Annotated in this window: 21 protein-coding genes; 18 read left to right on the forward strand and 3 right to left on the reverse strand. The window is 51.1% G+C overall.

Annotated features, from left to right (window positions below; translation table 11 throughout):
* The first annotated feature begins 5 nt into the window (after positions 1-5).
* From ACFQ1T_RS06530 to ACFQ1T_RS06615, 18 genes are all read left to right on the forward strand, one after another.
* Positions 6-518, forward strand: a complete 513-nt coding sequence (locus ACFQ1T_RS06530) for a hypothetical protein (protein ID WP_379075022.1) — start codon at positions 6-8, stop codon at positions 516-518.
* The gene (locus ACFQ1T_RS06535; RefSeq protein ID WP_379075024.1) at positions 506-1108 is read left to right on the forward strand and encodes a hypothetical protein; all 603 of its coding nucleotides are present in this window, start codon (positions 506-508) and stop codon (positions 1106-1108) included. The genes ACFQ1T_RS06530 and ACFQ1T_RS06535 overlap by 13 nt, the downstream gene beginning before the upstream one ends.
* Positions 1105-1674 carry a hypothetical protein gene (locus ACFQ1T_RS06540; protein WP_379075027.1) on the forward strand — a complete coding sequence of 190 codons (570 nt, stop codon included), beginning with the start codon at positions 1105-1107 and terminating at the stop codon, positions 1672-1674. The genes ACFQ1T_RS06535 and ACFQ1T_RS06540 overlap by 4 nt, the downstream gene beginning before the upstream one ends.
* An 8-nt stretch (positions 1675-1682) precedes the next feature.
* Positions 1683-3635: a tetratricopeptide repeat protein gene (locus ACFQ1T_RS06545; RefSeq protein WP_379075030.1), complete on the forward strand. Its 1953-nt coding sequence runs from the start codon at positions 1683-1685 to the stop codon at positions 3633-3635.
* A gap of 21 nt (positions 3636-3656) precedes the next feature.
* Positions 3657-4163: a prepilin-type N-terminal cleavage/methylation domain-containing protein gene (locus ACFQ1T_RS06550; protein ID WP_313986796.1), complete on the forward strand. Its 507-nt coding sequence runs from the start codon at positions 3657-3659 to the stop codon at positions 4161-4163.
* Positions 4164-4166: 3 nt separating this feature from the next.
* A complete protein-coding gene (locus ACFQ1T_RS06555; RefSeq protein ID WP_379075034.1) occupies positions 4167-4538 on the forward strand; it encodes a type II secretion system protein in 372 nt (123 codons plus the stop codon).
* The gene (locus ACFQ1T_RS06560; protein WP_379075036.1) at positions 4525-5013 is read left to right on the forward strand and encodes a type II secretion system protein; all 489 of its coding nucleotides are present in this window, start codon (positions 4525-4527) and stop codon (positions 5011-5013) included. Before ACFQ1T_RS06555 ends, ACFQ1T_RS06560 begins: the two co-directional genes overlap by 14 nt.
* 169 nt (positions 5014-5182) lie before the next feature.
* On the forward strand, positions 5183-5707 hold the full coding sequence (locus tag ACFQ1T_RS06565) for a sigma-70 family RNA polymerase sigma factor (protein ID WP_379075038.1): 525 nt from the start codon (positions 5183-5185) through the stop codon (positions 5705-5707).
* A complete protein-coding gene (locus ACFQ1T_RS06570) occupies positions 5697-6674 on the forward strand; it encodes a FecR domain-containing protein (RefSeq protein WP_379075041.1) in 978 nt (325 codons plus the stop codon). Before ACFQ1T_RS06565 ends, ACFQ1T_RS06570 begins: the two co-directional genes overlap by 11 nt.
* A 159-nt stretch (positions 6675-6833) precedes the next feature.
* Positions 6834-10346 (forward strand): TonB-dependent receptor domain-containing protein, encoded by a 3513-nt coding sequence (locus ACFQ1T_RS06575; RefSeq protein WP_379075044.1) that lies wholly within the window; start codon positions 6834-6836, stop codon positions 10344-10346.
* 235 nt (positions 10347-10581) lie between these two features.
* On the forward strand, positions 10582-11220 hold the full coding sequence (locus ACFQ1T_RS06580; RefSeq protein WP_313986782.1) for a MotA/TolQ/ExbB proton channel family protein: 639 nt from the start codon (positions 10582-10584) through the stop codon (positions 11218-11220).
* A 4-nt stretch (positions 11221-11224) separates the two neighbouring features.
* Positions 11225-11638, forward strand: coding sequence for an ExbD/TolR family protein (locus ACFQ1T_RS06585; protein ID WP_194748521.1), 414 nt, complete (start codon positions 11225-11227; stop codon positions 11636-11638).
* 6 nt (positions 11639-11644) lie between these two features.
* The gene (locus ACFQ1T_RS06590; protein WP_379075048.1) at positions 11645-12463 is read left to right on the forward strand and encodes an energy transducer TonB; all 819 of its coding nucleotides are present in this window, start codon (positions 11645-11647) and stop codon (positions 12461-12463) included.
* A gap of 212 nt (positions 12464-12675) precedes the next feature.
* Positions 12676-13269: a hypothetical protein gene (locus ACFQ1T_RS06595; RefSeq protein ID WP_379075051.1), complete on the forward strand. Its 594-nt coding sequence runs from the start codon at positions 12676-12678 to the stop codon at positions 13267-13269.
* A gap of 9 nt (positions 13270-13278) precedes the next feature.
* Positions 13279-13875: a hypothetical protein gene (locus ACFQ1T_RS06600; protein WP_379075054.1), complete on the forward strand. Its 597-nt coding sequence runs from the start codon at positions 13279-13281 to the stop codon at positions 13873-13875.
* 122 nt (positions 13876-13997) lie between these two features.
* Positions 13998-14519 (forward strand): RNA polymerase sigma factor, encoded by a 522-nt coding sequence (locus ACFQ1T_RS06605; RefSeq protein ID WP_379075057.1) that lies wholly within the window; start codon positions 13998-14000, stop codon positions 14517-14519.
* Positions 14519-15499, forward strand: coding sequence for a FecR family protein (locus tag ACFQ1T_RS06610; protein ID WP_379075060.1), 981 nt, complete (start codon positions 14519-14521; stop codon positions 15497-15499). The genes ACFQ1T_RS06605 and ACFQ1T_RS06610 overlap by 1 nt, the downstream gene beginning before the upstream one ends.
* Before the next feature lie 90 nt (positions 15500-15589).
* Complete coding sequence (locus ACFQ1T_RS06615; RefSeq protein WP_379075063.1) at positions 15590-19354, forward strand: TonB-dependent receptor domain-containing protein; 3765 nt, start codon at positions 15590-15592, stop codon at positions 19352-19354.
* A 199-nt stretch (positions 19355-19553) separates the two neighbouring features.
* On the opposite strand, the gene ACFQ1T_RS06620 is transcribed toward ACFQ1T_RS06615, so the two are convergent.
* The 3 genes from ACFQ1T_RS06620 to ACFQ1T_RS06630 form a co-directional block, all read right to left on the reverse strand.
* Positions 19554-20411, reverse strand: a complete 858-nt coding sequence (locus ACFQ1T_RS06620) for a DUF6279 family lipoprotein (protein ID WP_379075065.1) — start codon at positions 20409-20411, stop codon at positions 19554-19556.
* Between the two features lie 163 nt (positions 20412-20574).
* The gene (locus ACFQ1T_RS06625) at positions 20575-21102 is read right to left on the reverse strand and encodes a YMGG-like glycine zipper-containing protein (RefSeq protein WP_275356129.1); all 528 of its coding nucleotides are present in this window, start codon (positions 21100-21102) and stop codon (positions 20575-20577) included.
* Positions 21103-21111: 9 nt separating this feature from the next.
* Entirely contained in the window at positions 21112-21549 is a 438-nt protein-coding gene (locus ACFQ1T_RS06630; RefSeq protein WP_379075068.1) for a hypothetical protein, read from the reverse strand.
* Positions 21550-21631 lie beyond the last annotated feature (82 nt).

A 21631-nucleotide genomic window follows, 5' to 3' on the forward strand; every position in this document is an offset into this window, starting at 1 on the left:
CTGCCATGCCAGTTTTGGACTTTAATCATGCCGCCGGTCGGCTGCCTGGCCCGGTCGCTTGTGCGCTCGGCCTGATCTTGCTGTTGCTATTGCTGGTGCTGGTACCGCTTTATCAGCACCTTAACCAGCAAAATCAGGTCTTGCAGCAGCAGTGGCTGGCCAGGCAGTCTGCCAGCCGCTCAGCCCCGGTGGTGCAGCTTGCGCCTATCAGCCCGGCCTTGCAGGCCGAGTTGACGCAGGCGCAGGCGCAGATTGCCACGCCTTGGTTGCCTTTGCTGCATGACCTCGAACGCGCGCAACAAGCTGAACTTTACTGGATGCAGCTGGCACCCGATGCCAAGCGCAAACTGGTCAGGATGACGGTGCTCGCACACAAACGCCAGCAGGGCTGGGCCCTGGTTGAGCGTTTGCGTCAGCAAGCCTCGCTGGCGGCCGTCAAACTCAATAGCAGCGAAAGCACCGAGGTCAATGGCGAGCGCATGACCAGCTTGCAACTGGAGGCCGCATGGCAGTTTTAAATTCCCGGCGTAATGGTAGCGAGGTTCTGAGCCGCGTGTGGGCACGCCTGCAGTTTGCCTGGCAACACAGCCCCTGGCGTCAACCCTGGTTGCTCGGCCTGCTGGCATTGACGCTGATAGTGGCGATCATGCTGGCACAAGCCTGGTGGCTGCAGCAAGATTGGCAACAGCGATTGCGTCCACCAGCCGCCGGGCATGGCCCCCAGACGCAAACGGCCAGGCCGTCCACGTCCTCAGCCAATCAGGCCTTACCGCAGCCTATGCCAGTGTTGGCGCAATGGCCGAGTGAAGAAGACGCCGACCGCGTCAGTGCCGAGATTCTGGCCCTGGCCGATGCCATGGGCATGGTGTTTGAGCGCGCCGAGTTTCAATCCGGCGCGACTGCGCAAAGTGATTTATATGTGCAGCGCATCAAGCTGCCTTTGAGCGGCGACTATGTGCAACTGCGGCATTTTCTGGCGCTGGTTTTGCAGCGCTACCCCAGCCTGGCGCTGGCGCAATGCAAGCTGCAACGCACCGATGTGCAGCAAGCCGGGCTGGAGGCCTATATTGAGTTCAACTTGTATACGCGCAAACGGAGGCCAGCATGAACCGGCAAATCGGCTTAGTGGCCGCGCTTGCCATGACCTTGGTTGCCTGCTGGTGGGTGAGCCAGTCTGACACCGAGACCGCGCCCACGCCGGTCACTGCGACTGCCATGCCAGTTGGGGCGGCCAAGCAGCGCAAACCTTTGTCGCAGGCGCTGCCTGCATTACATGCCGCGTTGACCGACGCGCTACCCGCCACGGGTACCCCGCCTGCGTTGAATGCAGACATCCCGGGGCGAGATAAGGCAAAGATGGATGCGCCGACTAGCGATGAAGCAAAAATGGATGAACCGGTAGTCAATCTGTTTGCGGCACTCCCGCCGCCAGCAGTGCCTGCAGAAGCGTTAGCCGCAGCTGGGCCGGTCAACCCATATACCTATGCCGGCCGCCTGCTGCAAGAAGGCCGCTGGCAGGTGTTTTTAAGTGATGGACAACAACAATATGTGGTGCGTGAAGGTGACCGGTTTGCCGAGGGGTGGCGGGTCACGCGGCTGGATCAGCACAGGCTGGTGCTGCAACATGCCGGAGAGCGCTTTGAAATGATGCTGGAAAATGGGGGAATGCTTTGAGCAAACAGATGAAACAAACAGGCTGGCGTTGGATGTGGCTACTCGGCAGCCCGCTATTATTGCTCAGTTGCAGTCACTGGCAAGCGGCTGAAAAAAATGGCGATGCGGCCTTGGAGCAAGCACGGCTCTACGCAGCGCGCGGCCAGGATGACGAAGCGATCCGGCTGTTGCAGCCACTGGTAGAGGCAAACCCACGCCAGCCGCAATATAAAAACTGGCTCAGTTTGCTGCTGGAGAAAAAGCTGCAAAAGCAATTGCAGGAAGCCGATAACTTGTTGCAGGCCAAACAATACGATGCCGCCATGACGGGTTATGAACAGGTGTTGCAAGCAGCACCGAATAATCGCGCGGCCAGTGATGGCTTGCAAAAAGTCACGCAAGCCCGCCAGCACGACCAGCAATTAATCCAGGTTAAAAGCGCGATTGCGGCCGAGGATTGGGCCGGCGCCGAGTTTGGCTTGCGCACCGTGTTGGCCGAGCAACCCGCGCAGCCGGAAGCGCGTCAGTTATTTGAACAGCTGGAACAAAAGAAAAACGAGCGTAGCAGTGTGGTGCGGCCGTTACAGTCATCGCTCAAAAAGAAAGTGACACTGGAGCTTAAAAACGCCCCGATCAAGCAGGCGTTTGAATATCTGGGCAAGGCCGGTGATTTGAATTTCTCGTTTGACCAGGAGCTCAGTGATGGCATCCGCGTCAATGTGCTGCTGCGGGATACACCGATTGAACAGGCGCTGGAGGTGATCCTGACCAGCCACCAGCTAGGCAAAAAAATCCTCAACAGCAATACCTTGCTGATTTACCCGCAATCGCGTGCGGCGCAATATGAAGAGCTGTTTGTGCGCAGTTTTTACTTGACGCACATGGATGCCAAGCGCGCGCTCAATATGATGAAAACCGTGCTGCGCGCCAGCGATGTGTATATGGATGAAAAGCTCAATACGCTGGTGATCCGTGACACCCTGGACCGCATCAAGGTGGCCGAAAAACTGATTGCCTCGCAAGACCTCAATGAGCCAGAAGTCATGCTGGAGGTAGAAGTGATGGAGATCAACCGCCGTAACCTGGAAAACCTGGGCATCCAGTATCCCAGCCAGATTGGGGTGGGTGTGCAGGGCAATGCTGCAGGCAGCACGAGTGGCACGCAACCACAGGCAGGCAAATTAACGCTGACCGAATTGCGCAACTTTAACGGCAAGCTGGGCGTGTTTTCCATCAACGATCCGGCCGTGGTGCTGAATTTGTTGCATCAGGATACCGACACCAATTTGTTGGCCAGTCCCAAAATCCGCGTCAAGAACCGTGACCGTGCCAAGATTCATGTCGGTGACAAGATCCCGGTGCTGACCAGTGTCGCCAGTGCGCAAGGCTTTGTCAGCCAGAACGTGAATTATATCGAGGTCGGCATCAAGCTCGATGTGGAGCCCGTGATCCAGATGCAGGACCAGGTCAGCATCAAGGTCGGCATGGAGGTCAGCAATATTACTGACCAGGTCACCACCAGTTCCGGCGTGCTGGCTTACACCATTGGTAGCCGCAACGCCAATACCACCCTGCAATTGCGCAATAACGAAACCCAAATCCTGGCGGGCCTGTTCCGCGATGACGAGCAGCGCACCCAGCGTAAAGTGCCTGGCCTGGCCAATTTGCCCTTGATCGGCAGGCTGTTCAGCAACAACAATCAGGACAAGCGTAAAAACGAGATTGTGCTGCTCATCACGCCGCGCATCATGCACAACCTGAGCCCGGCCAATGCGGTGTACAGCCTGATTCCATCCGGGGTGGCGGCGACGGCGAATCCGGTCGGGGCAGGCGGCGCACGTACGGTGCAAGCGGTAGACACCACTCCGCCCGCTGCGCCCGTGGTGACACCACAAAGTACGCAAAGCAGCAATGTGCGTAATGACAGCGGCTTTGCCAACCAGATGATGAACAGCACCGATGGTGGCGCGGTACAGCCCTGATGGCGTTGAGATAGGTTGACCATGTTTGCGTTGCGACTGTTTTCTGCCAACCCCGCCCACGCCAAACGCAGCAAGGGCTTCACCCTGGTCGAGCTGCTGGTGACACTGGTATTACTGGCGCTGCTGGTGACGGCGGCCAGTCCGGTGGTGCAACTCAACGGCAAGCGCGAAAAAGAGCGCGAACTCAAGCGCGCCTTGTGGCAAATACGCGACGCCATTGATGCCTATAAAGATGCAGTGGACCAGGGGCTGATTAAAAAAACCGCAGAGAGCAGTGGCTATCCGCCGAACCTGGCGATCCTCGTCACCGGCGTCGAAAATGCCCAGGATACCAAAAAGAAAAAAATGTTTTTTTTACGCCGCATCCCGCGCGACCCGTTTGCCACCGACCAACAGCTCAGTAATGCCGATACCTGGCGTATCCGTGCCTATGATGGTGCCATCGACGACATGGCCAAAGATGTCTACGACGTTTCGTCACGTTCAACAGCCATTGGCATCAACCAGCAACCTTACAGTGAGTGGTAGGCAATGAAACGTGGATTTACCTTGATCGAGATGTTGGTGGTGTTGGCGATTCTGGCCCTGTTGCTGACCATCGTGTCGCCACGCTTTATGCACATGTTGCAGCGCGCCAAAGAGACCACTTTGCGTCATGACCTGGTCACCATGCGTGACGCCATCGACAAGTTTTATAACGACAAAAACCGTTACCCGGAAACGCTGGACGAGCTGGTCGAGCGCCAATACCTCAAGTCTGTGCCACCCGACCCGATCACCGAGCGTGCCGATACCTGGGTGATTACACTGCCGCCCAATATCGACGAGCAGGGCAGTGTGTTTGATGTGCATAGCGGCTCGGCACTGCTGGCAGAGGATGGGACCCCGTATGCCTTGTGGTAGGCGAGCGCAGGGCTTTATCCTGATCGGCATGTTTATGCTGATCATGCTGAGCGGCCTGATCTTGTCGGAGGCTGCCACGCGCTGGCAAACGCAGGTACTGCGCGAGCGTGAGCAGGAGTTGATCAAAGTCGGCCTGGCTTACCGCGATGCCATCGGCCGTTATTACAACCAGACGCCGGGTGTGATTAAAACTTTTCCACCGACGCTGGAGGCTTTGTACAACGATGAGCGCTTCCCGTCGCCGCGCCGGCATCTGCGCAAACCCTATCAGGACCCGATTACGCAGCGTGAAGGCTGGGGCATTGTCGAAGCGCCGAGTGGCGGCATTATGGGCATATACAGCCTGTCGGACAAAGTGCCTTTTAAAAGCAAAGGCTATCGCGGCGAGCTGCAGCATCTCAATGACAAGCGCTATTACGGCGAATGGTATTTTGTCTATCTGCCACAACCCATCAGTGGCCGTAATGCGCTTTAAGCTTTTAGTACTGAAGTTGACTTAACTGGTGGTTGTAAACGATTTTGTTTGGTTGCATGCAGCCAGTTTTACAACCGGGAATTATTGAAAAAACCAATCAATTCAATTTGTTAGCTGGCTGGCATTAATATTGCCACTCATAGACCTAAACACCGATAAGAGAGTTGCCATGTCCAGTCAGTTATCCAACCCGCAAGGCTTGATTCGAGGGCTCTACCTTGAGCACCATGCCTGGTTGCGCGCCTGGATACAAAAGCGTCTGGGTTGCCCCAACTGGGCGGCAGACCTCACGCAAGACACCTTTGTCAATCTGTTGCTCAAACACGATCTGCCTTTATTAAACGAGCCACGTGCCTACCTGAGCCGGGTTGCGCATGGCCTGATGGTAGACCATGTGCGCCGCCGGGATCTTGAGCGTGCCTACCTCGAAGCACTGGCCTACATGGCCCCGGCTGAAGTCGGCTCGCCAGAAACACGCGCCATCATGCTCGAGCTGCTGGTACGGCTCGATATCATGCTCGATGGCTTGCCGCATAAAACCCGCACCGCGTTTTTGCTGGCCCAGCTTGAAGGAGCCAGCTATCCGCAAATTTCCGAGCGTCTGGGCGTCTCCGTGCGCACCGTTGGCAGTTATGTTTCTACCGCCATGCTGCAATGCATGACGCTGTTGCAAGAGCCCCCGCATGCGGCCTGAACTCGCACAACAAGTCACCCCGGCCATGCAGCAAGCCAGCGACTGGTATGCGCGTTGGCTCTCAGGCGAGATGGATGAAAAAGCCAAACGTGCCTGGCAAACCTGGCTGGAAGCCGATGAAGAACACAGCCGTGCCTGGCAACAAATTGAACGCGTGCAGCTTTACTTTGGCAAAGTGCCCGGTGCGCTGGCACTTGCCACGCTGCAGGCACCGCCTTCGGCTGAGCGCAGACGCCTGCTCAAGCAGCTGATTCTGCTGCTCATGGTCAGCGGCAGTGGCTATTATGCCTACCGCGAACAACCCTGGCGCGGCATGCTGGCCGACATCAGCACCGAGGTCGGCGAACGCCGCCAGTTAACGCTCGAAGATGGCACGCTGGTACACCTCAATACCGACTCTGCCATTAATGTGGTCTATAGCAATACTGACCGGATTGTTGAGCTGGTGCGTGGCGAAATTCTGGTTGAAACCGCCCACGAAAACCTGCGCATTTACCGCCCATTCAGCGTGGTGACCAAGCAAGGCATGGCTACTGCGCTGGGCACACGCTTTAGCGTGCGCGAGTGGCAACAGCAGCAACGCGACTACACCAAAGTGAGTGTCTTTGACGGCATGGTCGATGTGCGTGCGCTTGGCCGCAAACAATCCCCGGTGCGCGTCAACGCCCGTGAGTCTGTGGTCTTCTCCGCCAATCAGGTCTATGCCAAAACCAAACTCAAAGCCACCGAAATAGCTTGGGTCAATGGCCTCATCGTCGTCTACGCCATGCGCCTGCAAGACTTTGCCGCAGAACTTTCACGCTACCAGTCCGGCGTGTTGCGCTGCAACCCGGCCGTGGCCAATTTGCAAATCTCCGGCTCGTTCCCGCTCAACGATATCCCCGCCATTTTGCAAACCCTGGAGCAAACCCTGCCCGTCAAAGTCGAGCGTTTCACACGCTTCTGGACCACCCTCAGTCCTGCCTAGCCCGCAATGCCGTCGTGGAGGACCGCTTCACAACGTGTTTTCTCAAGCGATCTTTGCAGATTTTTTTAAAAAAACGCAATTTTATCTTCCGGTTTTTATTTCTCGTTCGGCATAGCAGTAATCACACAGATTATGCGTATGCAGAAAGTGCTTACCCACATGAAAAATAAAACCCTATCAGGATACACAACACCCCATTGGCTAGCGCTAGGCCTGAGCCTGGCGCTCTCTGCCTGGCAGGCACAGGCAGAAACACTCAATGTCAGCCTGCCTAAAAAGAGCTATCAAATCCCGGCCGGAGACTTAAGCGACACCTTGCCCGACTACGCCGCCGAATCCGGCATCCTGCTCGGCTTTGACCCTATCCTCACCCAAGGCAAACGCAGCCCCGCGCTTAAAGGCCAATACGGCGTGCAAGAAGGCTTTGAGGCTTTGCTCAAAGACAGCGGCCTAGAAGTCGTGCAAGACAAATCCGGCCGCTACCAACTCCGCCGCGCTGCACCAAAAGCCAAACCCATCCCAGGTGCACCAGAAAAAGAAGATAAAGCACTCAAGCTGGAAGGCATTGAGGTTCGGGCTAAACGCTTTTACGAAGTAGGCCCCTTACCTGGTTTAGGTCTCACCAAAGAAGAAATTCCTGGCAACGTACAAAGTATTTCCGCCAAGGAAATTAAGGAAGCCCACTCCTTGAGTCTGGCGGATCTCATGAGTCGCAAGTTACAGTCAGTCACAGTCAATGACTATCAAGGCAATCCATTTCAGATGGATGTGCAATACCGCGGTTTCACGGCAGGTCCTCAGATTGGTACACCACAAGGCTTAAGCGTCTTTTTTGATGGGATACGGGTCAATGAGCCATTTGGCGATGTGGTGAACTGGGACATGATACCCATGAACGCTATTGCAAATCTCGATGTATTTCCAGGTTCTAATCCCATCTTCGGATTGAATACATTAGGTGGCGCTTTTACTCTTAAAACCAAGGATGGATTCAATCATGCTGGTGTTGATGCAGATGTTCTGACCGGTTCATTTGGACGTAAACAATTGCAAGCTGAGGGTGGATGGAATAATGGAACAGTAGGGCTTTTCGCAGCGGGCAACTTTTTTCTCGAGGATGGGTGGCGACAAAACTCACCTAGTAAGGTAAATCAGTTATTTACTAAGGCTAGCTTCCGCGGAGATAAAGTCGACCTTAATTTAAGCACTTTGCTAGTGCAAACAGACTTGGTAGGAAATGGATTATTACCGTCACAAATGTATGAGCAAGACCGGAATAGTGTTTTTACCTCTCCTGATAAAACCAAAAATCAATTAGCACAGTTTCAATTGTCTGGCAGTTACTTTGTGAATGACACATTTACAGTCACAGGTCAGGTTTATCGCAGAAATAGTAAACGTCACCAAGTGGGCTCGGACGTGGTTAGGGAGTGGAACGATAACTTCCGGGGGAAAAGAACTCCTGCTGCTGGTGAAGAGTTTACATGCTTGCTAGCAAGTACGGGGTCGCAGAAGGGCATTCCAGATATGTATGTTATACCTAGTCCAGCCGATCCTTCGAATGGTTCAACAGACATTACATCCACTGATTTTTATCAAAACCTTTCAGATAATGTTGGAAATACCGGCTTATATACGGTGGACGCAGCTCAGTTTGCCAATCTTAAAAACACTGGTATTCCCGAGGATATGGCTCAGGCGCTGCGAGACACTTTTGATTTCTGGAAAAATAAAGAGGAAAGAATACTTTATAACCAAAATCAACCTACGCCTAGATATTCAGGTCCGGCTTTTCTCGACAGTAATAGCAATCAAATAACGGACGGCAACGGTCAACCCTTACCAAGTTATTATATTGGGAGTAGCTTGATAGGTGATTTTCAGCCACTTGGCTCAGGGGACACTGTTTACTATCCTAATTTGGATGATGTTTATTTTTACAAGTATGTGAATGTGAATGGCGTAGACACCCTTTATAGGTTTAATGTTGTTTTGCTAGCCCCAACCAACAATGATAAATGTGCTGCAGCAAAGGCTGCTGAAGATGCATACCCGTTTGAGCCTATTGATGGTGCAAATGGTAATAGGCCTGGTGTTGTTGAGGGTACACCAACCGCCATTATTAATGACAATACCATTAATCAAATAGTCGATGGTGGATCAATCCAACTCAACTGGAATTTAGAACATCACAAATTTATGGTTGGCGCTTCAATTGATAGCGCGAGCGCTGATTACAGCAATTACACGCAACTTGGATTCTTTGATGCGGAAAGAAATGCATATATTGACCCAGCGCAAGCACACCCACAATTTATTGGAGCCTATCAACAGATTCCTAATAATAACTTTAGTGGCACTAATACAACGCAGAGTATTTATTTCAGTGAAACCTGGACGCCTGTTGAGACATTGCACTTTAATGTCTCTGGACGCTATAACCAAACCTTCACAAAAAATAAGATTGCAGCAAGATACGGATACAGTACCTATGAAATTACCGATTTAATCGGTTATCCAGATAGAGTCGGTGTATGTGATGGTGATTGCACAACTAACAAACCACCTACCTATTATCGCCCTATAAATCTCTTTAATGCACTTGATCCCGCAGAAACAGAGAAATTTAGCTTTTACTCTTTTAACCCTTCACTCGGTGCGACCTGGCAGGCGACTGACCAGATAAATATATTTGCAAATGTAGCGCAGGGCACTCGGGTGCCCAGTGTGATTGAGTTAGGCTGTGCTTTTGATAATACGCCAGTTCTGGTCGCTGGTAGAAGCATCCCTAAAAGTCTGGCCGAAAATCGACAATGTACATTGCCAACGGCGCTTTCCGGTGATCCTTTCTTGCCACAAATTCGATCAACTAGTTATGACTTAGGATTAAGAGGTAACTGGGGTGAAGGTGTGCGCTGGAATCTTGGCGCGTTTCAGACTGATCTTCGAGATGACATCTATTTTGTTGCCGTAGGTAATGGGCGAGGCTTTTTTAATACGATTGGCGACACAAGGCGTCGTGGCATTGAAATGGGGCTTGCCGGTCAAAAAGACAAATGGAGCTTCAACGTGAATTATGCGCTGACAGATGCTACGTTTGAAGACAGCTTTCGTATGATTAGCCCTGACAATAGCAGCTCTACAGATAAGAATGATGGTTACGGACAAGCCATTGATGTGAAACCCGGTAGTCGTATTCCTGGTGTATCTCTACATAACCTTAATGCAAGTGTTAACTATGCAGTCAGTAATAGATGGACAGTTGGTTTATCTGCGGTTGCCCATTCTGATAGTTATGTTCGTGGCAATGAAAACAACGAGCATAAAGTAGGGGTGATTCAAGATCGGGGGATGGGTGCGGCAGGTAACGCATTGTTACGTCCAACAAGTAACCCAGGAACTGTCCCCGGTTTTGCCGTATTCAATTTTCAAACCAGCTATAAGCTCAGTAAAGAGTGGACGGCGACCATGATTGTAAACAATCTTTTTGACAGGGAGTATTTCACTGCTGGTCGCTTAGGGCGTAATCCTTTTTCACCAAGTATAAATGGCGCAATTGGCCCTGATGGCTACAACCATAATTCTAATGACTGGCTAAGCACAAACTTCATTTCTCCGGGAGCGCCTCGTGGTGTTTGGTTTAGTCTCAACTGGCATTTCGTCCCCGATTAACCCCTCAACTTAATAGATTTAACGGCCTTTAGGTAAAGTTATGTTAACGACGTCAGGCTTTTTGCGTCGCCAGCGATTAAACAAGTAAGAGGGTGTAAATGTGAAAAATTCCCGTTGTGTGCATGGAATTTTCCCGATTGGTTTTTGCGGTAGTAATTTTTGGTTGCGCTTGGCCTTGATCCGGTAATTTGCATTTGAGCAGTTTTTATTGATAAGTCTATTTTTGGAGCGAGCTGTGGATTTGGTGCCTGATATTGTTGATCTCGTGTTGTATTTGCTGGGTGCGCTCTCGGTGCTGGTGTGGTCCATCATCATCGTCAAAAGCTGGGTGTGGTTCAAGTTGCGCAGTGAGTCCAACAGTTTTTTGTCTGAGTGGCAGCAGGTGAAAACCATTTATGAGTTGCCGCGCATTATTTCGCACAGTAACAGCAGCTTTGCACGTTTGTGTGATGCGGGGATGCGGGCGATGAATGAGGTGATGGCGAATTCGGTGTTGCGCCGCAACGAGCGCCAGGAGGTGATTTTGCTCTCGCTCAAGCAACAGGCTTATCTGGAGCAAAAGCGCATGGATGGCGGCGTGGCGGTGTTGGCGAGCATTGGCTCTACTGCCCCGTTTATCGGCTTGTTTGGCACGGTGTGGGGCATTATGAATGCGCTCAAGACGATCACAGCGACGGGCTCTGCCGGGTTGGATGTGGTGGCCGGGCCGATTGGTGAGGCGTTGATTGCGACGGCAATTGGCATTGCGACGGCGGTGCCTGCGGTGTTGGCCTACAACTATTTTATGCGCAAGCAAAAAGTGCACAGGGCCGATATGGAGCAAGTGGCGAGCCGTTTTCAGTCCTTGCTGACACAATCTGGCGTAGAGGGTTAATGCCATGGCGATGTTTAGTGATGGTGAGAGCGAAGATTTGGTCAGCGAAATCAATGTGACGCCGCTGGTCGATGTGATGCTGGTGTTGCTGACGGTGTTTATTGTGACGGCGCCATTGCTGATGAACGCGGTGAAGGTCAAATTGCCGCAGGCCAGTGCCGAGGTGGCGGTGACTGTGCCTAAAACCGCCCACATTAGCGTGACCGATGCCGGGGAGGTGTTTCTGGACCAGCAAAACATGCCGCTAGACACCTTGACCAAAGAGCTGGGCGTACTCAAGCAGAAGCATGACCCGGCGGTGGAGATTTATGCCGATGAGCATGCGCAGTATGGCGTGGTGGCCAAAGTGCTGGCCGCGATTCAGCGCGCGGGTATCAGCAAGTTCAGTTTTGTGATGTCGCCTGAGTCACGAAAGTAACGCGCCATGACCACCCTGATTTATCCTCAAGCTCAGCATGACTCACTGCTTTGGCGGGCCGTTGTGCTGTCGCTGGGGTTGCATCTGGTCGTGGTGTTGCTGTATCCAACATTGAGCAAGATTCAGTTGCCTGCCATCCCCGAGCGCATGGAAATTGAGTTTTTTTCGACCAAAGCGCCAGCCCCAGCTGTGCAACAGATGTCACCAACCGTGGAGACGCCCAAACCTGCTGAGCCACCCAAGGCTGAACCCAAGCCGATGGTAAAGCCTGTGACGCCTGTAGAGACACCCAAGCCGGTATTGGCAGCGCCCAACAGCCATGACGCAGATTACCGTGTGCAAGAGCAGCCTGTACAGCCGCCCGCCAAGGTTGAGCCAAGCCCGGCGCCGCCTGCGCCCAGCAATACGGCCGAGAGTGCGCCGCATGCGACAAACTCAAGCAATGAAAACACCGCTAAAGATGCCAAGCCCAGCGCTGCCGCTGTCACCACCGCTCCTGCATCAACCGAGTCTGATGAGCTCAGTGCGAGTGATAGCGATGCCTGGGGGGATTATGGCGAACAACTGCGCTCACTGGTGAATAAAAGCAAACAATATCCGGCTATTGCCATCCGCCGTCACCTCGAAGGCGAGGCCACGGTGGTCGCGCAGTTTGTGCGCGGTGAGTTGGTCAATGTGACGGTTGCTGATAGCAGTAAACATGTCCCCCTCGATGAAGAAGCCATGCGCATGGTGAAAAAGGCCATTGCGCAACTCGGTGTCAAAGACAGCCTGAAAAAGAAGAGCTTCAAAATAACAATACCGGTCTCTTTCAAGCTGGAATAACGCGCGGTTTCATGAAGTCAGGCATGCTCAGAAAGTTTATCCCTCACTTTCGCTAACAGGTATGTCTGCTCTCCAACCCCTGTACCTGCCACTTTCCTCCGGTGGGTACAGGGTCTTTTTTTAAGAGAATACTGAGCGGCGTCAGTGGTGATCAATCGTGGTAGCGCTGGTGACCGTTTAATGAAATAAACATAAGCTTTGGGAGAAGCATAGTGATATCAAACACAATTAAAACAACGTTGCTGGTGATGGCGCTATTGATCAGCCCGCATGCCCAAGCCAAGCTACAAACATTTGAAGAGGTTTTTAAGGGGACTTTGCCTTCGGTTAAAAGCTCGGAGTTTGGTTTTTATGACGAGGTGACTACGCTGTTGAGTAAGGATGCGACATTGACCTTGTACTATCAGGTGGTATCAGACGCTCCCTTAAATTCTCTTGCTGGGATATTTACGAGGACGGATGCTTTAGGTGCATTTTCTGGGAATTTTCTTTTTTACTTGTCCCTTCCTGATTATTTATCTTCAAATAATCAGGAAGTATCACTCTCGGGTTTTTTTGATCAGGACCGAGATTCAACGTTGCCCAACACGGGCACTTACAAATATGCATTGGCATTTGGAGAGGCAGGGGCCTATGCAAGTGGTGGAGAGAACTCCACAGGTCAGAGGGATATGACTTTAAACATTCACTGGCAGATCCGAACCCCTGACATTTTCATCCCAGTGCCAGAGCCGCAGATGGCCTGGTTGTTTTTACTCGGCCTAGTCACGCTGTGTTTTAAGCGGTCTCAAACAATAATCAAATAAGGATTCAATATGATAAAAATCATCAAACAGGGATTATTGCTGTGTACATTGCTTGGGAGTCTGCAAGCACAGGCAAAGGTTGAAACCTACCAGCAAAGTTATGCTGGTTATTTGGCGATGAATAACATGATGGCTGCGGATTATTACGTCGATGCCACGAGTTTTAGTAATGCAGGAAATACACTCTCACTTAACTATGAGGCGTTAAAGCTGGTGTCTGATCCCGAAAACGCTTTATATATCGTGTTTGGTAGCTACACCAGAAGTGGCGGGCATCCGACCGTCTCCGGGACTTTTGACTTTAGTCTGAATTTATATGATCCCACGGTCCCCGTTGACCCGTACGCGGATCCTTTACCCATCATAGGTACTTTCAACTTGCAGGACCTGAAAGACTTACCGGATGGCTCATATGAGGTGCTTTATGGTGAGACGGGTACACTCAAAGGCTATATTTCTAAAGATGACTATGTTTCATTCACCATCGATTGGGTTATTTATACGCCTGATAGTGTGGCTGCAGTGCCCGCCCCACCTGCCTCATGGCTGTTTGCTTGTGGCTTGTTATTGATCGGTGGTATGCGGTTAAACAAACGTAGCGCATAAGCCAGTGTTTGGTTGTTTATAGCCAAAGTGGTGGCTGAAATCACTCTATTTTGTGAGATTAGGCCCAAATCGGCCATTTTTAACGCTCAAATAGCATGGCACAAATTTTGCGAAATCCTTGCATGGAAAAAACAATGCATTGGTGCGGCATTAATCTGCAGTGGGCGTATACCGACTTGCTCGGTTATATCCGCTTTAAGGTGGCTTGCCCGCATGTGGCCAAAGATATTCTGCACGATGCATTTATCCGCTATACCGTCTCCACCAGCCTCAACAAAGACCAAGAGCCGCATGCTTACATGCGTAGCATCGCCAAAAACCTCATCGTGGATAGCTATCACCACCAGCAGCGTTTTATTTCGCTTGAAGCCGAGGTGGGGCTTAACCGCGAGTGGCTGGAAGCGCCAGCCTTGTCGGTGGAACATCTCAACGACATCAAACAGCGGCTGGAGATGATTCAGCAGATTCTTGAGCAGTTGCCACCGCGCTGCCGCCAGGTGTTTTGGATGTATCGCGTTGAAGGGTATACCCAACCTGAAATTGCTGCCAATCTTGGCATCAGCAAAAACATGGTCGAGCGCCATGTGATGCGTGCGATTCTGGACCTCACCAGTGCGCGTGAGCTCATGTTGGTTGAAATGTGATGCACAAGCACGACGAGGCGATCAGACAGGCTGCCGTGCGCTGGTATATGCGCATGCGAGAGGCCGCCCCAGATGCGCCTGAGCGCACGACATTTGAAGTGTGGTTGATGACGGACCGCAGGCATCAGGCCGCTTACCAGATGGTGGAATCCACCATGGAAGACTTTAGCTCGACCGAGCGGCTCAAGGCGCTGTCTAGTGCCATGTCGCAAAAGCAATACTTTGAACAAAGCGCGCGCCGCAAAAAACTCAGCAAGCTGGGCTCAGGCCTGGCACTCATGCTGCTATGCGTAGGCTTGGGCTTTTTCGGTCGCAGCCAATATGTGCAGTGGCAGGCGCTGCCTTTGTCGACGCAGGTGCACACCACCAGTGTGGCACAGCTCTCCAAACAAACCCTGGCTGACGGCTCGGTGATCACCGCGAATGCCAACACGACCATGGAAATTGTCTACTATCGCCATCAGCGCCTGATCAAACTCAGCCGTGGTGAAGCCATCTTCGAGGTGACCAAAGATGCTGAACGTCCATTTGTTGTCGAAACCCCGCAAGCCAAAGTCACCGTATTAGGCACACGCTTTGCCGTCAATCAGCTCAGCAAAAAAGTGCGCATCAGTGTGGATCATGGCCGCGTGCAAGTCGGGCGCAGTGATGGCAGCGCCCCTACTTTGATTCTGCACAACGGTGAAGTGGCCGAGATCGAGCCAAATAGCACGCCGCACAAAGTCAATCGCCAGGCGGCAGACAGCTTCAGCTTTATCAGTGGCCGTATCGTGTTTGACCGTGCCGATATGTTTGAAGTCGCCGATACGCTATCACGCTACCGCAACCCGCCAGTGCATGCGGCGTTTGCAGCAGAGACGCCCAAAGTGAATGCCGTGCTCAAAATCAGTGAGCTGGAGCGTTTTATCAGCACCTTGCCGCAATCGGTGCCCGTCAGCGTCAAACCCAAAGAGGATGCACTAGTCATCGCACCTAAATAATCTTTACAAGTATTTTTAATCCCGCATATCAGGCATTTTGCCTGCTCGTCAGTTACCTCTCTATCAACCCCTGTAACTGACGGATGCACTATGCAAAATCATAAAATCACAGCCGCCATTATCGCCGCGCTCATCGCGGCCGCGTTGCCCTTTGCCAGCCACGCAGAACTCAACACCCAACTGCCCGTCGAGCAAGATGAAAGTTTTGCCTTGCCGCTCAACCTCGATTTACCCGCACAACCGCTCGCGGCATCGTTACGGCAGTTCGCCATACAGTCCAACCTATCGCTCACGGTAGATAGCGCCCTCATCGTCGACAAAAAAGCCCCAGCAGTCAAAGGCCGTATGACGCGCAAAGAAGCCATCAAAAGGTTACTGGATGGTAGCGGTTTGCAAGGGCGAGTAATGGATGAGCATTTATTGATTGAAAAGAAAGCAATAACCACTAGTGCAGACACTCTAAAGTTAGATGCGATTCCCGTCAGAGCGCAACGCATGTATGAGGTAGGCCCAATGAAAGGGCTGGCACTCACTAAAGAAGAAATGCCGGGGAATATCCAGTCACTGACAGCTAAAGAAATTAAAGAGGCTCATGCGGTAAGTATTGCTGATTTGTTGAACACCAAACTGCAATCAGTCAATGTCAATGATTATCAGGGCAATCCGTTTCAGATGGATGTGACCTATCGTGGCTTTACTGCTTCACCGCAACTAGGTACCGCTCAAGGACTATCAGTTTTTCTGGATGGTATTCGGGTTAATGAACCTTTTGGTGATGTGGTCAACTGGGACATGATTCCTCTGAATGCGCTGGGTAGTTTGGATATATTTCCAGGTTCAAATCCTTTATTTGGCTTAGGGACTTTAGGCGGTGCATTGAGCATGAAGACCAAAAGTGGGTTTGACTCAAAAGAGGGATCGATTGAATATCTAGGCGGTTCTTTTAAACGCAACCAATTTCAAGGTTCGGTGGGTGGCAATAATGGCGTGGTCGCTGGGTTTGTTGCCGCTAATTTGTTCAAAGAGGATGGCTGGCGCGATAATTCACCAAGTAAAGTGAATCAGGTATTCAGTAAACTGGAGTGGCGTGGCGAGTCGTTGCAACTGGGCTTGAATATGTTGCTGGCGAGTAATAAGCTGACTGGGAATGGGTTACTACCTACAGAAATGGTTGAGAAGGATAGGTCTAGTATTTTCACCAGTCCTGACCAAACCAGTAATCGCTTGCAGCAATTTCAGCTTAATGCGCTTTGGGATGTTTCAGATACGTTTAACATCACAGCCCAAGTTTATCACCGTAAAAGTCGACGTTTCTCCAGTACTGGTGATGTTAACCAAGACTTTGGCGGTAGTGCGACGCGCAGACCTAACCCCGGTGAAAAGCCTGGTTATTTTGCACAAGATTTGAATAATGATGGCCTGCCAGATTTGGACCTTTCCAGGACAAGCATTAACAATATTGCAACCGTTGATGTGGTGGACCCATTTGGTAATACGGTACAGATGGCAGCAGATGCAGATGGGGATGCACAATATATTTATGGGCCTATCACGCAAACTGGCACAGATCAGGATGGTAATCCAATTTTTGACAGCCCTGTCAGCATCAATCCAGCTTATGATGCCAGCCGTCCAGCGATTGGTACTCAAGCCAATACCGCTTATGTATTTACCAATCCGAATATCACACAGTCTACCGTCACGGTAACCAATCCTGATGGATCAACTAGTACAGTGCCTAATTGGACTTTTAATGAGCAGCTGTCAGCACAGCCTATCTACAGTCAAGAGTTCTACGAGGCAGCTCTTGAGATCGCTAAAGCTGTACCAGGATCATTGAACCAACAAGAGTTGGAAGCCAAACTGAGTGAGAGAGGGCTGAGTTTTAGCTTTTCTGACCAAGGGGCCATTTTTGTAGATGCAGGTGGCTTTACCGGCAGTGGCTCATTTTTGGTGCTAGATAAGAATTTGGACGCCAATGGTAACTTTATCCTGACAAGTTTCTCAGGGGTCAGCAAAGGTTTAGGCTCTCCATTAGGGTTGTTAGTGAGAGACCCAGTCTCAGGCATTCCATACATGCGAAACGGAGCCGACTGCGAAGCAGTCGTCCTACAATGGTTCCCTGATTGCAACAAAGGTTACGTGGAGGGGACTCCCGTGGCTTTGGTGACAGAAACTGAAATTAACCAGCTTACCGATGGTGGCTCGCTTCAGTTTAACTGGAACACGGATAAGCATAAATTCATGATAGGCATGTCTATGGATTCAGCCAGTGCCGATTACAACAGTGGTCAGTTGTTAGGCGTTTTTGATAACAACAGAAAAGTCATTCTTGACCCCAATAAAGTGGGTTATGAATTTGCAGCCTCCACACAAAAGTTAGGTTTAAATGACTTCGGGGGTACCAGCATCACCAAAAGTATTTACTTCAGTGAGACCTGGACGCCGACGAAAGAATGGGCATTTAGTGCTTCGGGACGTTATAACCAGACGAAAGTAAAAAACGAATTGGCCATCAGCAATATTTTGGGATTGGCTGGTGCAACTCAATTCAAGAACTTTTATGATCCCCTGGTGGTTTGTCATGATCTCAATGGCAATGGGACAATTGAGTATGAAACGGACGAGTGTGCAACTGGATACCGCCCTTTTTCATTTGAGCTGGCGCAGAATGCTGGCGCGATTGGCCCGGGGGAAACTGAAAAATTCAGCTATTACTCATTCAATCCTTCTTTAGGGGCAACCTGGCAAGCGAATGAAAATTTAAATCTATATGCAAACTGGAGCAAGGGCGCCAGAACGCCTACTGTGATTGAGTTGGGCTGCGCTTACGACGATACACCCGTACGTGTTGGCGTAGATTTGCAAGGCAATCCAACCTACGGCCCGCGATCACTGATAGAAAACCGTTTCTGTAGTTTGCCTACTACATTGTCTGGCGACCCTTATTTAAAACAGGTACGGTCTGAAACATTTGAGGTTGGTGCGCGCGGATATCTGACGCCAGATATTCAATGGAATGCCAGCATTTACCAGACCGAATTGACCGATGACATCTATTTTGTAGCGTATAGACCCGAGCGTAGTTTTTTCCAGAATATTGGAGATACCCGCCGTCGGGGTTTGGAAATGGGTTTGCAAGGCAAGTGGGGTAACACTGGCTTTAAACTCAATTACTCACTGACCGACGCTACGTTTCAGGACCACTTTCAAATGGCCAGCCCAAACAATAGCAGTGCGGGGAACGTGATACAGGGATTCAGGGCGACTGGTACATTTGTAAGCAACGGCTATCAGAATATTGCCGTTAAACCTGGTAATCGCATTCCAGGCATTCCATTACATAACTTGAATGCGACTGTGACATACGACATCACGCCCAAATGGACAGTTGGGCTTACTGCTGTCATGCACTCGGAGAGTTACCTCAGAGGCAACGAAAACAACAAACATCGTGCAGGGGCGCCCAGCGTGGAGTATGGATGTCAGGCAAATCAGGGAGGCGTTCCTACGGTGATTGACGGAATCGCTTATGGCAACAGCAGTTGTGGTACACCCAGAGCTGTACGCCCTAATTATCGTTATCCTGGCATGATCCCAGGCTACGCGGTGTTTAACTTTAGTTCCACTTATAAGTTTAGCGATCAACTTTCAGCTACGTTATTGATTAATAATCTTTTTGACAGAGATTACTACACGGCTGGTAGATTAGGGATCAATCCTTTTTCTCCCTCAATCAATGGTGCAATAGGGCCTGGTGGGTTCAATTACAATAGTAATGACTGGTTAGCATCTACATTCTTGGCCCCTGGAGCGCCCAGAGCAGCGTGGCTAAATATTCGCTATGACTTTTAATCTTAGCTTGAGAGAGGCTAACATCTGGTTTTGAATGACATCAGTCAACTACTCCATAAAAATCCTCACTCGTTTAGAGAGATTGCGACGGTGGGGAAAATGGATGGGATACTTGGGCCAGAGTAAAAAGTAAAGAAATCTCACTTTTACCCTGACCCCATCGACATGACTTTTAAGTGTCAAGTCAATCGCTTCAAGATCATTGGATTTGCAACTGTGTAAATTGTGTCTTGTAATCATCCACCCATTGCTGCGCATGATGGCGTTGTTTGGCGGTTGTACTGGCATGTAGGCTCGCGATGGTTTCACAGGTTTGCTGTGTAAGCTTATCAATATAAGCCTGGTAAGCCGGATTCGGGCTGTTTTGCATACGTTCAAAGCCTGCGCGGACCAGTTGCGATTTCTCTTCGTTTGACGAGGCTGGATTGCGTAATGCCTTGAGGATAGAGAGCGTATCTTCGTCGCGCCGCAAAATCTCGGCGTAGATGATGGCGGGATCAATGTCACTCTTGGCAATGGCCTGTTTTAAAAGGGTTATTTGTTTTTCGTTTAAATCGCCATAGACTTTCTCAGCAAAATCCTGGGATTTCTCTAACCTCACTTCTCGCTGTTCTTCTAACGTTTCCTGCCACCATTCCTCTTTCCATTCCTGGTTACGTTTTTCCAGTTTTTTCTCGAAATGCTGTAGTTGTTTTTCACTCAGCGTGTCGGCGACTTCGACGATGATAGGGATGATTTTTGTTTGAAGCATCTGCACATTTGATTTGATGGATTCAATGCGCTGGCAGGCCGTTTGTGCGCTCACATCATGGCTGAGGTCATTATGTATTTCATCCAGTAATGACACATACCGCGGTAACTCATTTTTACGATGCCAGGCATGCAAGTCCCGCAGGACGGGTTTGAGTTTGGCTTTTTGCGCTGCACTAAAATCAAAATAATCATCCAGCCGCCATGCGATGAGTGCAGGTGCGTTGTTGTAGGCGGTCTTGACCAGGCTACAACTCATGAGTGAAAAAGCGAGGGTGAGGATTAAAATTTTTTTGATGATTCGCATGTTTCTACGACCAGGATTGCCGGACTAAGTTTGCGATACTGGCTACTTGTATTAGCACTGTTTTCAGTGCTAATACAAAGGCGCTTTCGGCCTGCCTCTCTCGGGCGCGGTCTGGCAAGGGAATGAGGCGCATCAGGCAGCACGCCACTGCCTGATGGCTGGACTAACGTTGATAGCCCGGAGGAGGAGGTGGGGGCGGTGGATAATAGGTTGGAACACTTGCTGATGAGGCGCGCTGGCTGCCTTGTGAATAGGTCCTTGCCATGCTGGCAGGCACCGGGATTTTATGTCCAGCCGCATACATGCATTGATAGTAGGCATTGTCGTATTTGTCTTGGGCGTTCATGCCACTGACGGTCGCTGTATTGGCGCCGATGGCTCCACCAGACAGCGCACCCATGCCAGCACCAATCGCTGCGCCTTCGCCGCCACCAGTTGCAGCGCCAATGGCTGCCCCTATGGCAGTACCTACAGCGGTCGTGGTAGCGAGACTGGCGTTATATTGCTGGTTAACGGTCTTGCCGCCAATTTGCGTCAGTGCAAAATCCCGGCAAGACAGGTCATCTGCCCTGAAGGCGTTGAAGTCTTTGCCGGTACCTGGCAGGGCCATGCTGCTGGGGCCTGTGGGGTTAGTCGCGCAGGCAGTCAGGCTCAGCATAAGTAGCAAGGTCATGTGCCTATTGAGATGCATGACAGTCTCCTATTTGGCTGGTGTGTTTGTTGGCGGCGTGGGTGTGACTTGTTTCCAGCCGGCGGGACACTCTTTAACATAGGGGTAATAGCCGTTAGCAGCCTCGCAGTAATACCAGTAGGCATTATTGTTGCTGGCGCTGGTGGCTGGCGCTGTGCTGTTGCCTGGGGCTGCATTTGTGGCATTGTTACTGTCCTGCTCGATATACACCTGTGACTGCGGCTGGGTAATCACCACGGGCGGTGGACTGTACACATAGGGGTAAGGGTAGGCGTAGGGTGCGTAGGCATAAGGAAAAAACGGGTAAGGGGCGCCAAAATACAGACCAACGCCGCCATGCCAGCCGCGGCCAGGTGGATGTGCGTATGCGAGTTGGCTAGCGAGGGCGCAGCAGATGCCCAGGCTAAGGTAAATCATCTTTTTGAGTGTGGATGTGAGCGGTAGCATAAGCCCTCCAGAAAACGTTATGTACATAACAATTCTGACAGAAGGACTTGCAAAACTCTCCCGATGAGCGGGCTTGGTTTTG

It is taken from the genome of Methylophilus glucosoxydans (genome assembly GCF_042676145.1).
Classification (GTDB): domain Bacteria; phylum Pseudomonadota; class Gammaproteobacteria; order Burkholderiales; family Methylophilaceae; genus Methylophilus; species Methylophilus glucosoxydans.

What these genes read in the sequence shown, in the direction of transcription:
- ACFQ1T_RS06530 (WP_379075022.1), top strand. Translation starts at nt 6, where the DNA reads ATGCCAGTTTTGGACTTTAATCATGCCGCCGGTCGGCTGCCTGGCCCG.
- ACFQ1T_RS06535 (WP_379075024.1), top strand. Translation starts at nt 506, where the DNA reads ATGGCAGTTTTAAATTCCCGGCGTAATGGTAGCGAGGTTCTGAGCCGC.
- ACFQ1T_RS06540 (WP_379075027.1), top strand. Translation starts at nt 1,105, where the DNA reads ATGAACCGGCAAATCGGCTTAGTGGCCGCGCTTGCCATGACCTTGGTT.
- ACFQ1T_RS06545 (WP_379075030.1), top strand. Translation starts at nt 1,683, where the DNA reads ATGAAACAAACAGGCTGGCGTTGGATGTGGCTACTCGGCAGCCCGCTA.
- ACFQ1T_RS06550 (WP_313986796.1), top strand. Translation starts at nt 3,657, where the DNA reads ATGTTTGCGTTGCGACTGTTTTCTGCCAACCCCGCCCACGCCAAACGC.
- ACFQ1T_RS06555 (WP_379075034.1), top strand. Translation starts at nt 4,167, where the DNA reads ATGAAACGTGGATTTACCTTGATCGAGATGTTGGTGGTGTTGGCGATT.
- ACFQ1T_RS06560 (WP_379075036.1), top strand. Translation starts at nt 4,525, where the DNA reads ATGCCTTGTGGTAGGCGAGCGCAGGGCTTTATCCTGATCGGCATGTTT.
- ACFQ1T_RS06565 (WP_379075038.1), top strand. Translation starts at nt 5,183, where the DNA reads ATGTCCAGTCAGTTATCCAACCCGCAAGGCTTGATTCGAGGGCTCTAC.
- ACFQ1T_RS06570 (WP_379075041.1), top strand. Translation starts at nt 5,697, where the DNA reads ATGCGGCCTGAACTCGCACAACAAGTCACCCCGGCCATGCAGCAAGCC.
- ACFQ1T_RS06575 (WP_379075044.1), top strand. Translation starts at nt 6,834, where the DNA reads ATGAAAAATAAAACCCTATCAGGATACACAACACCCCATTGGCTAGCG.
- ACFQ1T_RS06585 (WP_194748521.1), top strand. Translation starts at nt 11,225, where the DNA reads ATGGCGATGTTTAGTGATGGTGAGAGCGAAGATTTGGTCAGCGAAATC.
- ACFQ1T_RS06590 (WP_379075048.1), top strand. Translation starts at nt 11,645, where the DNA reads ATGACCACCCTGATTTATCCTCAAGCTCAGCATGACTCACTGCTTTGG.
- ACFQ1T_RS06600 (WP_379075054.1), top strand. Translation starts at nt 13,279, where the DNA reads ATGATAAAAATCATCAAACAGGGATTATTGCTGTGTACATTGCTTGGG.
- ACFQ1T_RS06605 (WP_379075057.1), top strand. Translation starts at nt 13,998, where the DNA reads ATGGAAAAAACAATGCATTGGTGCGGCATTAATCTGCAGTGGGCGTAT.
- ACFQ1T_RS06610 (WP_379075060.1), top strand. Translation starts at nt 14,519, where the DNA reads ATGCACAAGCACGACGAGGCGATCAGACAGGCTGCCGTGCGCTGGTAT.
- ACFQ1T_RS06615 (WP_379075063.1), top strand. Translation starts at nt 15,590, where the DNA reads ATGCAAAATCATAAAATCACAGCCGCCATTATCGCCGCGCTCATCGCG.
- ACFQ1T_RS06620 (WP_379075065.1), bottom strand. Translation starts at nt 20,411, where the DNA reads ATGCGAATCATCAAAAAAATTTTAATCCTCACCCTCGCTTTTTCACTC.
- ACFQ1T_RS06625 (WP_275356129.1), bottom strand. Translation starts at nt 21,102, where the DNA reads ATGCATCTCAATAGGCACATGACCTTGCTACTTATGCTGAGCCTGACT.
- ACFQ1T_RS06630 (WP_379075068.1), bottom strand. Translation starts at nt 21,549, where the DNA reads ATGCTACCGCTCACATCCACACTCAAAAAGATGATTTACCTTAGCCTG.